Below are 11,652 nucleotides of genomic sequence, written 5' to 3'. Positions count from 1 at the left end.
ACGGGCACATCCCAGCCCGCCCGGCGATTGAGGGCGCCCGAACGTGCACGGGCGCACCCACCCCAGCCGGGCACACCCAAGCCCTCGCAGGCGCACTCAGCCCGGCCGGGCACATCCCAGCCCGCCCGGCGATTGAGGGCGCCCGAACGTGCACGGGCGCACCCACCCCAGCCGGGCACACCCAAGCCCTCGCAGGCGCACTCGGCCCAGCCAGGTACATCCCAGCCTGCCCGGCGATTGAGGGCACTGCGGTCCGCAGGGGCGCGGCGCGGCCCCGCCGGGCATGGATGGCCCGCCCGGCGATTGAGGGCGCTCCGGTACGCGCGGCCTACGCAGCCCGAGGGCGGCGCCCCGCCGGGGGCGGCGGGTGCCGGGGCCGGGGCCCCGGCATCCGGGGTCAGGACAGGTGGGACTGGACTTCCGCGGCCGCGTCCGGGCCGTACGCCTTGGCGAAGCGCTCCATGAAGTGGGCCCGCGCCAGGGTGTACTCCTGCGTACCCAGGGTCTCGATGACCAGCGTCGCGAGCATGCAGCCGACCTGCGCCGCCCGCTCCAGCCCGACCCCCCAGCCCAGCCCCGTGAGGAACCCGGCACGGAAGGCGTCGCCGACGCCCGTCGGGTCGACCTTCGCGGTCTCCTCGGGGCAGCCGACGACGATCGGCTCGTGGCCGACGCGCTCGATCTTGACGCCGTTCGAGCCGAGCGTGGTGACGCGGGTGCCGACCTTGGCCAGGATCTCGGCGTCGGTCCAGCCGGACTTCGACTCGATGAGGCCCTTCTCGTACTCGTTCGAGAAGAGGTACGTCGCGCCCTCCATGAGGGTGCGGATGTTCTCGCCGTCCATGCGGGCGATCTGCTGCGAGAAGTCGGCGGCGAAGGGGATCCCCCGCGTCCGGCACTCCTCGGTGTGGCGCAGCATCGCCTCGGGGTCGTCGGCGCCGATCAGGACGAGGTCCAGGCCGCCCACGCGGTCGGCGACGGCCTTCAGCTCGATCAGCCGGGCCTCGCTCATGGCGCCGGTGTAGAAGGAGCCGATCTGGTTGTGGTCGGCGTCCGTGGTGCACACGAAGCGCGCGGTGTGCAGCACTTCGGAGATCCGGACGGATTCGGTGTCCACGCCGTGGCGGTCGAGCCAGGCACGGTATTCGTCGAAGTCGTAGCCGGCGGCGCCGACGAGGACCGGGCGGCTGCCGAGCTGCCCCATCCCGAAGCAGATGTTCGGGCCGACTCCGCCCCGTCGCACGTCGAGGTTGTCGACGAGGAAGGAGAGGGAGACCGTGTGCAGCTGGTCCGCGACCAGCTGGTCGGCGAAGCGGCCGGGGAAGGTCATGAGGTGGTCGGTGGCGATGGAGCCGGTGACTGCGATGCGCACGGCGTGGATGCTCCTGCGGAGGGCGGCAAGGGGACAGTCAAAGCTACCCGGTGGACGGCGAACGGCCGACCGTCAGAAACTACCCCGTAGTAGGTCTTTCTTCGCGGTGATCCCCCTGCCTACGGTGCCCCCATGACCTACACCGATGGCTTCGGGTACCCGCAGTACACCGCTCCCGAGCGGACCGCGGAAGTCTCGCGCCGGCCAGGATTCGCCCGGCTCCTCGGCGACTGCGCCCGCATGGCCCCCCACTGGTCGGTCCCGGTGGGCCCCCGCCCGGCGCCGGTGGCGCCCTCGCAGATCCACGGAGTGAGCGTGCCGCCCGCTTCCGCGCGGCTCATCGCCTCCACCGCGCAGTACGGGTACTGATCCGTTCGCCGGACCGGGGAACCGGTTGCGCTCCTGTTCCGTCCCACTCGCATCACGCACGGCGAGGCAGGCAAAGGAGCGAAGCGGTGACCACCGAGCAATCCGGTCCGAGCGACCACACCGACCCGGCCGAGCAGGCCGACCCGACCGGCCGGAACGAGCAGCCCGACCAGGCCGGGGAGCCCGACCAGAACGGACAGCCCGGCGGCGCCCGGCGACGGCGCCCCCGCTGGGCCGTCGCCTCCGTCGCGGCCGCCGTCCTGCTCGCCGGGGGCGGTACGGCGTACTGGGCGTCCGCGGCCTCCGGCGGCGGGGGCACCCCGGCGGCGGCGCTGTCCGCCCGTGACACGGCCCGGGCGGCCTCCCCCGGTTCCGTCGGCCCCTCCGCCCCCGGCATCGCTCCGGGTGAACCGGACCCGTCCGGCGCCGGGGTGACCTACCGGGCCGACGCCCCCCTCCCCCAGGGCCCGGCCACCGCGCCCTCCTTCAAGGCCGGCGGTGACGTGACCGAGGCCGAGGTGGCGCGGCTCGCGGCGGCCCTCGGCATCACGGGCGCGCCGCGGCTCTCGGGTGAGCTGTGGCAGGCCGGGGTGGTCGCGGACTCCTCGGGTCCGCGCCTCCAGGTGAACCTCAAGGCGCCGGGGACCTGGAGCTTCACCCGCTACCAGGCGGGCGGTTCGGACAACTGTCAGCGCGGCAAGGACACCTGCGGCCCCGCCACCCTCCCCGGCGGCGGCGCGCAGGCCCCTGACGCGGGCCGGGCCCCGGCGCCCGGCGCAGCGTCCGGTACGGACTCCGGCGCGGGGACACCGGTCGGCGAGGAGGCCGCGAAGGCCGCGGCGGCTCCGGTGCTCGCGGCGGCGGGCCAGGACGGCGCGAAGCTGGACGCCCGCCAGGTGCAGGGCTCCGTACGGGTGGTGACGGCGGACCCGGTGGTCGGCGGGCTGCCCACGCAGGGCTGGCAGAGCACGGTGAGCGTCGGTGCGGACGGCCAGGTGGTGGCCGCCACGGGCGAGCTGAAGACCCCGGTACGGTCCGCCGAGCAGCCGGTGGTGGGCGCGCGGGAGGCCCTGGACCGGCTGAACGCCGCGTCGGGCGGGGGCTCCGGCACGGGGCCCGGCACCGGGCCGAGCGGGTGCGCCACGTCCGTACCGCTGGAGCCGGACACCGCGGTCGGGCCGACCGACACCCTCCCGTGCAACCCGGAGCCGCGCCCGATGAAGCCGCCGCGGACGGAGACGGTCCGCTCGGCGGTGCTGGGCCTGGCCTCCGGAACCGTCGACGGCGGCCGCGGACTGGTCCCCGCGTGGCTCTTCGAGGTGGCGGGCACCGGGGGCGGCGCCGACCGCACGGTGGCCCAGCCCGCCGCGCGGGACGGCGGCACCGCCCCGGGAGCGGGTCGTACGGTGCCCGGGTTCTCGTACTCCTCGGCGGACCGGAAGCTGACGGTGAACTTCTGGGGCGGGGCGTGCAGTACGTACGCCGCGCAGGCCCGGGAGAGCGCCGAGGCGGTGACCGTGAAGATCACGGACACCCCGGCCAACCCGGGCGGGTCCTGCATCATGATCGCCAAAGACATGTCGGTGACGGTGACGCTGGAGCAGCCGCTGGGCGCCCGGAAGGTGGTCGACGGGACCACCGGCAAGCCGCTGGCCCGCCAGTAGGCCCCAACGGCACAGCCGGACCCCGGTACGCAGAGGGGCCCCACCGTCGGTCTCGACGGTGGGGCCCCTCTGTGGTGCTGTCGTGCGCGTCGGCGTTTAGCTGAACGAGTCGCCGCAGGCGCAGGAGCCCGTGGCGTTCGGGTTGTCGATCGTGAAGCCCTGCTTCTCGATGGTGTCGACGAAGTCGATCGACGCGCCGTGCAGGTACGGGCTGCTCATGCGGTCGGTGACGACCTTGACGCCGTCGAAGTCCTTGACCACGTCGCCGTCGAGGGAGCGCTCGTCGAAGAAGAGCTGGTAGCGCAGGCCGGAGCAGCCACCGGGCTGGACGGCGACGCGGAGCGCCAGGTCCTCGCGGCCTTCCTGCTCCAGCAGGGTCCTGACCTTCTCGGCGGCGGCGTCGGACAGGAGGATGCCGTCGCTCACAGTGGTCTTTTCGTCCTGAACGGACATCTGCATTCACTCCCGAAGTGGGCGGCTTCCCGGCGGGGGCAGGGAAACGTCGGACTCTTGCCGTCGGTGGCAACCAGCGCGGCCGCCGATTCATTCCGGTGTCCGGCACTCGTTCCAGATATTCATGCTCGCACACCGGCGCGCGGGGGCGGACCCCTCGGCGGGACGCGGGGCGGCGGCCCGGGCGAATGCGTCACATCGACACTATCGGCATCGTCAAAGTGACGTGAAGAGGTTATGATAGATAACGTCAAATAGACGAGAAGTCGCAGTTGTCGCAGAACAGAAAGGGTGCGTGTCGTGACCACCGCCCAGCCTTTGGACGTCCAGCCGACGCCCCTCGCCCTGCTGCTGCTCGGCCGCGAGGCCGACCCCAAGAGCGAGCGCGGGGTGGAGTGTCCCGGCGACCTGCCCTCGCCGTCGGACCCGAACCTGGTGGCCCGCGCCCGCGCGGCCAAGGAGAAGCTCGGGGACAAGGTCTTCATCCTCGGGCACCACTACCAGCGTGACGAGGTCATCGAGTTCGCGGACGTCACCGGCGACTCCTTCAAGCTGGCGAAGGACGCGGCCGCCCGTCCGGAGGCCGAGTACATCGTCTTCTGCGGCGTCCACTTCATGGCCGAGTCCGCGGACATCCTGACCACGGACGACCAGAAGGTCGTCCTGCCGGACCTGGCCGCGGGCTGCTCGATGGCCGACATGGCCACCGCGGAGCAGGTCGCGGAGTGCTGGGACGTACTGACCGAGGCCGGCGTCGCCGGGACGACGGTGCCCGTCTCCTACATGAACTCCTCCGCCGACATCAAGGCCTTCACGGGCAGGCACGGCGGCACGATCTGCACCTCGTCCAACGCGAAGAAGGCCCTGGAGTGGGCCTTCGAGCAGGGCGACAAGGTGCTGTTCCTGCCGGACCAGCACCTGGGCCGCAACACCGCCGTGCGCGACATGGGCCTGTCCCTGGACGACTGCGTCCTGTACAACCCGCACAAGCCGAACGGCGGCCTGACCGCCGAGCAGCTGCGGAACGCCAAGATGATCCTGTGGCGCGGGCACTGCTCCGTGCACGGCCGCTTCTCCGTCGAGTCGGTCGAGGACGTGCGCGCCCGCATCCCCGGGGTGAACGTCCTGGTCCACCCGGAGTGCAAGCACGAGGTCGTGGCGGCCGCGGACTACGTCGGCTCGACGGAATACATCATCAAGGCGCTGGAGGCGGCCCCGGCCGGTTCCAAGTGGGCCATCGGCACCGAACTGAACCTGGTCCGCCGCCTGGCGAACCGTTTCGCCGCCGAGGACAAGGAGGTCGTCTTCCTCGACAAGACGGTCTGCTTCTGCTCCACGATGAACCGCATCGACCTCCCCCACCTGGTGTGGACCCTGGAGTCCCTGGCCGAGGGCAACCTCGTCAACCAGATCCGGGTCGACAAGGAGACCGAGACCTTCGCCAAGCTGGCCCTGGAGCGCATGCTCGCGCTCCCGTAGGGCGAGGCGCAGTGACGCCGAAGGGCCGCCCCTCCCGTGGGAGGGGCGGCCCTTCGGCGTGTGTCCGGACGGTCCGCGTGTGTCCGGACGGGCGGTCAGACGCTGACCGGGTCCTCGTCCGCCGCGGGGGCGGACGGGGTGGGGGCCGCCGTCGGGCGGGCCGGGCGCTTGGCGGCGCGCTTGGCCGCGCGGCGCTCCTTGCGCAGTTCCACCATCGTGTAGATGGCCGGCACCAGGAGCAGCGTCAGCAGGGTGGAGCTGATCAGGCCGCCGATGACCACGACCGCCAGCGGCTTCGAGATGAAGCCGCCCCCGCCCGTGACGCCGAGCGCCATCGGGAGCAGCGCGAAGATCGTCGCCAGGGCCGTCATCAGGATCGGGCGCAGCCGGTGGCGGCCGCCCTCGACGACGGCTTCGACGACGCCCAGGCCCTGGGCGCGGTACTGGTTGACCAGGTCGATCAGGACGATCGCGTTGGTCACCACGATGCCGATGAGCATCAGCATGCCGATCATCGCCGGGACGCCCATCGGGGTGCCGGTGACGAGCAGCAGGCCGAGCGCGCCGGTGGCCGCGAAGGGGACGGAGACCAGCAGGATCAGCGGCTGGACGAGCGAGCGGAAGGTCGCCACCAGCAGCATGAACACGATCGCGATGGCCGCGAGCATGGCCAGGCCCAGCGAGCCGAAGGCTTCGCTCTGGTCGGAGGAGACGCCGCCGATGGTGGCCGTGGCTCCGGCGGGCAGGTCCAGGGCCTTGAGCTTGGTGCTGAGTTCGGTGCTGACGGCGCCAGTGTTGTCGCCGTTCGGCTTCGCCGTGACGGTGGCGGCGCGGGCGCCGTCGATCCGGGTCATCGCGACCGGGCCCGGGACGAGCTTGACGTCGGCGACGTCGCCGAGCCGGAGGGGCCCGACGGGCAGCGCCTGGAGTTCGGCGAGGGTCCTGGCGGGCTGCGCCGGGGCGATGACGACGTCCCGCTCGGTGTCGCCGAGGACGGCCTTGCCCGCGGGGGTGCCGTGGACGGCCTGGGCGACGATCGCGCCGAGCGCCGCCTGGTTCAGGCCCGCGTCGGCCGCCCTGGCGGTGGCGGTGACCGAGATCCGGGGCACGGACTCGGAGAGGTCGCTGCGGACCTCGCTGACGTCCTTGATGGTGGCCACCTCGGCGCGGACCTGCTCGGCGGCCTTGGCGAGGACGGCGGCGTCGCCGGCCTTGACGACCACGCTGAGGTCCTGGCTGCCGAAGGCGGCGCCCGCCGAGACGGCGGTGCGGCCGATGCCGGAGAGCGCGGCCAGGCGCTCCTCGATGCGCCGCTGGACGGCCTCGCCGTCCTTGGCGTCCTTCAGGGTCACCTGGTAGGAGGCCTGGTTGGTGCCCGTACCGCCGCCGAAGGCCGCCATGAAGCCGGAGGAGCCGACGGTGACCTGGTAGTCCTTGACGCCGTCGGTCGAGGCCAGCACCTTCTCCACCGCGCGGCTCGCCTCGTCGGAGGCGGCCAGGGAGGTGCCGGGGGCCAGGGACTGCTTGATGGTCAGGACGTCCTGCTCGCCCTTGTCGAAGAAGTTGGTCTTCAGCAGGGGGGCCATGGCGAAGGTGGCCACGAGGACCACGCAGGCGACGGCCACGGTGGCCAGGCGCCGGCGGGCGACGAAGCGCAGCACCCGGACGTAGGAGGTCTGGAGGCGGCTGTGCGCCTCCTTCTCCTCGGCGGCGCGGCGGGCGGCGGCCGGGTCGACGGGGGCGCCGTCCGCGCCCTTGGGGGCGCTGAGGAACCAGTACGACAGGACCGGTACGACGGTCAGCGAGACCAGCAGCGACGCCAGCAGGGCGGCGGTCACGGTGAGCGAGAAGGAGCTGAACAGCTCCCCGATCATGCCGCCGACCAGGCCGATCGGCAGGAATACGGCGACGGTGGTGAGGGTCGAGGAGGTGACCGCGCCGGCCACTTCCCTGACCGCGGTGATGATCGCGGCCTCGCGCTCCTCGCCGTAGGACAGGTGCCGCTTGATGTTCTCCAGCACGACGATGGAGTCGTCGACCACCCGGCCGATGGCGATGGTGAGCGCGCCGAGCGTCAGCATGTTCAGCGACAGGTCGCGGGTCCACAGCACGATCAGGGCCAGGACGATGGACAGCGGGATGGAGACCGCGGTGACCAGGGTCGAGCGGATCGAGGCGAGGAAGACCAGGATCACGATCACCGCGAAGACCAGGCCGAGCAGGCCCTCGGTGGTGAGGCTGGAGATGGCGGTGGCGACGGCGGGGCCGTTGTCGCTGACCATGGTGAGGTTCGCGCCGGATCCGAGCGCGGTGCGCAGCCCGGGCAGTTCGTCCTTGACGGCGTCGGAGATGGCGACCGAGCTGCCGTCCTTGTCCATCGTGACGACGACGGCCAGGCTCGGCTTGCCGTTGGTGCGGGTGAGGGAGACGGCCTTGGCGGGCTCCTGCCGGACGGTGGCGAGGTCGCCGAGGCGGACCGCCTGCCGGCCTGGGCCGGGGCTCAGGCGCAGGTCCTCCAGCTGGGCGAGGGAGGTGTAGCCGCCGCCGACGCGGACGGTGCGGTTCTTGCCCTCCTCGTCGAAGGAACCGGCCGGCAGGGTGGCGCCGCCCGCTTCCAGGCCCTTGGCGAGCGCGGCGGTGTCGAGGCCGGCGGCCGCCAGCTTCGCCCGGTCGGGGGTGATGGTGACCTGGAGGTCCTGGACGCCGTTGACGCTGACCTGGCCGACGCCGGGGATGTCCTGGAGGACGGGGACGACGCTGCGCTGGAGCTGGTCGGCGAGGGCCTGCTGGTCCTTGTCGGAAGTGGCGGCGAGGACGACGGTCGGCATGTCGTCGGTGGAGCCGGCCACGACCTGGGGGTCGACGGTGGCGGGCAGCCGGACGCGGGCCCGGTTGACGGCCTGCTGGACGTCGGCGACGAGCTGCTTGGTGCCGCTGTCGCCGAAGTCGAACTTCGCCATGATGAGGGCGTTGCCCTCACTGGCGGTGGAGGTGATGCCGGTGATGCCGTCGACGCCCTTGAGGGTGGCTTCGATGGGCTCGATGACCTGCTTCTCGACCACGTCGGGCGAAGCGCCCTGGTACGGCGCGAGGATGGACACCATCGGCAGCTCGATGGAGGGCAGCAGCTGCTGCTTGAGCTGCGGGATGGCTATGGCGCCGAACAGGAGCGCGACGATCGACACGAGGCCGATCAGCGCCCGTTGGGCAAGGCTGAAGCGGGACAGCCAGGACATGGATGAGATCTCTCTGCCGAGTCGAGCGAGGGTCCCCCCACTGTGTCCCCCGCCGTGGGGTCCCGGCGTCGCCCGCAGGTCCCGTCCTTATCCGGCGTGTACCGCGCCCGCAGTACGCCGCCCCTGCTCCGTCACTCGGACCGGGCCCGCACGAGGCCCGATTCGTACGCGATGACTACCAATTGTGCCCGGTCGCGGGCGCCGAGCTTGGCCATCGCCCGGTTCACGTGGGTCTTGACGGTGAGCGGGCTGACCTCCAGGCGGCCGCCGATCTCGTCGTTGGACAGGCCGCCGGCGACCAGGCCGAGCACCTCGCGCTCGCGGACGGTCAGCGCGGCGAGCCGCTCCGCGTGCGCGCCCGGGGCGGCGGCGGCCGGGCCCGCGCCGCCGCCCTGGGCCAGGAAGGTGGCGATGAGGCCCTTGGTGGCGGCCGGGGAGAGCAGGGCCTCGCCCGCGACGGCGATCCGGATGGCGTTCAGCAGTTCGTCCGGTTCGGCGCCCTTGCCGAGGAAGCCGGAGGCGCCCGCCCGCAGGGCCGCGGCGACGTACTCGTCGACCTCGAAGGTCGTCAGCATCACCACGCGCACGCCCGCGAGTTCCGGGTCGGCGCTGATCATCCGGGTGGCGGCGAGCCCGTCGGTGCCGGGCATCCGGATGTCCATGAGGACCACGTCGGCGCGCCGCTCGCGGGCCAGCGCATAGGCCTGCGCGCCGTCGGCGGCCTCCCCGACGACCTCCATGTCGGGTTCGGAGTCGACCAGCACCTTGAAGGCGCTGCGCAGCAGGGCCTGGTCGTCGGCGAGCAGCACCCGGATGGGCGCGGCGGGGGGCTGCGGGTCGCTCGGCGTGTGGTCCACGGGAAGAGAGCGTACGGCGCCCCCGCGCCCGGCGGTCCGTCGGGCGCGGGAGCGGCCCGCACCGCCGCGCCCGGACCCGGTTCAGCCGAGGGCGAGGACCACCAGCGCCACCGTCGCCGCGCTCTCGGCCAGGGCGCCGAAGACGTCCCCGGTGACCCCGTCGAAGCGGCGTACGCACCGGCGCAGCAGGAATTCGGCGGCGCCGAGCCCGGCCAGGACCGCCAGGGCGTGCTGCGCGGCGGCGGCCGGGCCCAGGGGCAGGGCGGCCGCCCCGGCGGCGGCCACGGTGAGGGCGGCGACCGCGGCGGCGGCCCCGGCGGGGACGGCTCCGGCGACGGCCGCGCCGAGGCCCTCGTGGCGCGCCGGGGGGACCCCGTCGCGGCAGGCCAGGGTCAGGGCGGTGCGGGCGGCGACGGCCGCGACCACGGTGGCGAGGGCGCCGCGGGCCCAGCCGTCGGCGTAGGCCTGCGCGAGCGCGGCGGCCTGCACGAGGAGGACCAGGACCAGGGAGATGACCCCGAACGGCCCGATGTCGGACTGCTTCATGATGCGCAGCGCGGTCTCGGCGGGCTTGGCGCTGCCCAGGCCGTCCGCGGTGTCGGCCAGCCCGTCGAGGTGCAGCCCGCGGGTCAGCGCGGCGGGCACGGCGACGGTGGCGGCCGCCGCCAGCAGCGGCGCCGCCCCGAGCAGGAGCAGCAGGCAGCCGAGCCCCGCCGCGAGCAGCCCGACGACGAGCCCGGCCAGCGGGGCGCAGACCATGCCGGTGCGGGCGGCCGGGCGGTCCCAGCGGGTGATGCGGGCGGGCAGGACGGTGAGCGTCCCGAAGGCGAAGCGCAGGCCGTCGCGGAGCGCGGCGCGCTCGGCGGGCGGGCGCGGCGACGAGCCGGGCAGCGGTGCGGGCGGGGGCTCGGCGCCGGGCTCGTACGGGGGCTCCGGCGGCGGCTCGGAGAGCGGATCGGGGCGCGGATCGGTCACCGCGGGAACGCTACCCGCTCGATGCTGACGGTAAATTGCCCATTACAGGCCAAATGGGGAGCTGGTGTCATGGGTCACTGGTGGTACCGCAACATCCTGGAACCGGGGAAGCTTCCGCTGCTCCTCGCCCTGTTCTCGTTCGTGCTGTCCTTCCTGGTCACCCGGACGATCACGCGGCTGATCCGGGCGGGCCGCGGCCCCTTCAAGAACATCACCCCAGGCGGCATGCACGTCCACCACGTGGTGCCGGGCGTGGTGCTGACCATCATCGGCGGCTTCGGCGCGGTGGGCAGCGGCCGGCACAGCGTCGGGGCGCTGATCTCCGCCGTGCTGTTCGGGCTGGGCGCCGGTCTGGTGCTGGACGAGTTCGCGCTGGTCCTGCACCTGGACGACGTGTACTGGAGCGAGCAGGGCCGCAAGAGCGTGGAGATCGTGGTGCTCACCGCGGCGCTGGTGGCGCTGGTGCTCGGCGGGTTCCTGCCGTTCGGGGTCAACGAGCTGACCTCCGCCGAGCGGCAGAACCGGGGGCTGGTCGTGATGAACACGGCCACGAACTTCTTCCTGGCCCTGGTCGCCCTGTGGAAGGGGAAGCCGCGCACCGCTCTGCTGGGGACGGTGATCCCGTTCGTGGCGCTGATCGGCTCGGTCCGCCTGGCCCGGCCCGGTTCGCCCTACGCGCGCAGGTTCTACGCGAAACGCCCGCGGGCCCGGGCGAAGGCCGGGCTGCGGGCGTTCCATCACGACCGGCGCTGGGCGGCGCCGCGCCGCCGGTTCGAGAACTTCATCGGCGGGACGCCCGACCCGGAGCTGGGCGCCCCGAAGACCACGCGGGCACTGCGCGAGCGGATCAGGAAGGAGCGGGACACCAAGCTGTGACGGCACGCCCCGGCGCCGCCGCGGGCCCCGGGGCGCCTCAGCCCGGAAGGCCGTCAGCCCGGGACCAGGCCCCCCTCAGCCCGGGAAGGCCCTCAGCCCGGGATCAGGCCGTCGTCGCTGAGCATCTCCCTGACCTCGTCCAGACTCGCGTCCGGCGCGGGCAGGATCAGCTCGGAGGGCTCCAGCTCGTCGTCCGAGAGCGGGCTGCCCAGGCGGCGCACGGCGTCGAGGAGGCCGCCCAGCGTCCGCCGGAAGCCTTCCTCGTCACCCGCTTCCATCTCTGCGAGCAGTTCGTCGTCCAGCGCGTTCAGCTCGGTGACGTGCGCGTCGTCGAGCCGGACCTGGCCTTCCCCCATGATGCGGACGATCAT

Annotated in this window: 10 protein-coding genes; 4 read left to right on the top strand and 6 right to left on the bottom strand. The window is 73.2% G+C overall.

The genetic code is table 11. The features are described 5' to 3' along the window. Nucleotides 1-397 precede the first annotated feature (397 nt). Nucleotides 398-1,372 carry a carbohydrate kinase family protein gene (locus AC0693_RS08595; protein WP_356409674.1) on the bottom strand — a complete coding sequence of 325 codons (975 nt, stop codon included), beginning with the start codon at nt 1,370-1,372 and terminating at the stop codon, nt 398-400. Nucleotides 1,373-1,504: 132 nt separating this feature from the next. Here AC0693_RS08595 and AC0693_RS08590 point away from each other — a divergent pair, with 132 nt between their 5' ends. Both AC0693_RS08590 and AC0693_RS08585 read left to right on the top strand, forming a co-directional pair. Further along, nucleotides 1,505-1,741, top strand: a complete 237-nt coding sequence (locus AC0693_RS08590; protein ID WP_469319230.1) for a hypothetical protein — start codon at nt 1,505-1,507, stop codon at nt 1,739-1,741. 86 nt (nt 1,742-1,827) lie between these two features. Beyond that, nucleotides 1,828-3,405 (top strand): hypothetical protein, encoded by a 1,578-nt coding sequence (locus AC0693_RS08585; RefSeq protein ID WP_478801294.1) that lies wholly within the window; start codon nt 1,828-1,830, stop codon nt 3,403-3,405. 96 nt (nt 3,406-3,501) lie between these two features. Here the strand turns inward: AC0693_RS08585 and erpA are convergent, their stop codons facing one another. After that, the gene (gene erpA, locus AC0693_RS08580) at nt 3,502-3,858 is read right to left on the bottom strand and encodes an iron-sulfur cluster insertion protein ErpA (RefSeq protein ID WP_214949940.1); all 357 of its coding nucleotides are present in this window, start codon (nt 3,856-3,858) and stop codon (nt 3,502-3,504) included. A 291-nt stretch (nt 3,859-4,149) separates the two neighbouring features. Here erpA and nadA point away from each other — a divergent pair, with 291 nt between their 5' ends. Further along, nucleotides 4,150-5,337, top strand: a complete 1,188-nt coding sequence (gene nadA / locus AC0693_RS08575) for a quinolinate synthase NadA (protein ID WP_478801293.1) — start codon at nt 4,150-4,152, stop codon at nt 5,335-5,337. Nucleotides 5,338-5,432: 95 nt separating this feature from the next. On the opposite strand, the gene AC0693_RS08570 is transcribed toward nadA, so the two are convergent. From AC0693_RS08570 to AC0693_RS08560, 3 genes are all read right to left on the bottom strand, one after another. Beyond that, nucleotides 5,433-8,573, bottom strand: coding sequence for an efflux RND transporter permease subunit (locus tag AC0693_RS08570; protein ID WP_478801292.1), 3,141 nt, complete (start codon nt 8,571-8,573; stop codon nt 5,433-5,435). Between the two features lie 131 nt (nt 8,574-8,704). Beyond that, nucleotides 8,705-9,430, bottom strand: a complete 726-nt coding sequence (locus tag AC0693_RS08565; protein ID WP_356409659.1) for a response regulator transcription factor — start codon at nt 9,428-9,430, stop codon at nt 8,705-8,707. Nucleotides 9,431-9,511: 81 nt separating this feature from the next. Next, nucleotides 9,512-10,321: an adenosylcobinamide-GDP ribazoletransferase gene (locus tag AC0693_RS08560; protein WP_478801369.1), complete on the bottom strand. Its 810-nt coding sequence runs from the start codon at nt 10,319-10,321 to the stop codon at nt 9,512-9,514. 153 nt (nt 10,322-10,474) lie between these two features. Here AC0693_RS08560 and AC0693_RS08555 point away from each other — a divergent pair, with 153 nt between their 5' ends. Beyond that, nucleotides 10,475-11,281 carry a hypothetical protein gene (locus AC0693_RS08555; protein ID WP_469319235.1) on the top strand — a complete coding sequence of 269 codons (807 nt, stop codon included), beginning with the start codon at nt 10,475-10,477 and terminating at the stop codon, nt 11,279-11,281. A gap of 92 nt (nt 11,282-11,373) precedes the next feature. Here the strand turns inward: AC0693_RS08555 and pspAA are convergent, their stop codons facing one another. After that, nucleotides 11,374-11,652 carry a PspA-associated protein PspAA gene (gene pspAA, locus AC0693_RS08550; RefSeq protein WP_356409653.1) on the bottom strand — a complete coding sequence of 93 codons (279 nt, stop codon included), beginning with the start codon at nt 11,650-11,652 and terminating at the stop codon, nt 11,374-11,376.

It is taken from the genome of Streptomyces sp. NPDC043876, from assembly GCF_056435825.1.
This window is presented reverse-complemented; position numbering and strand designations above follow the sequence as displayed.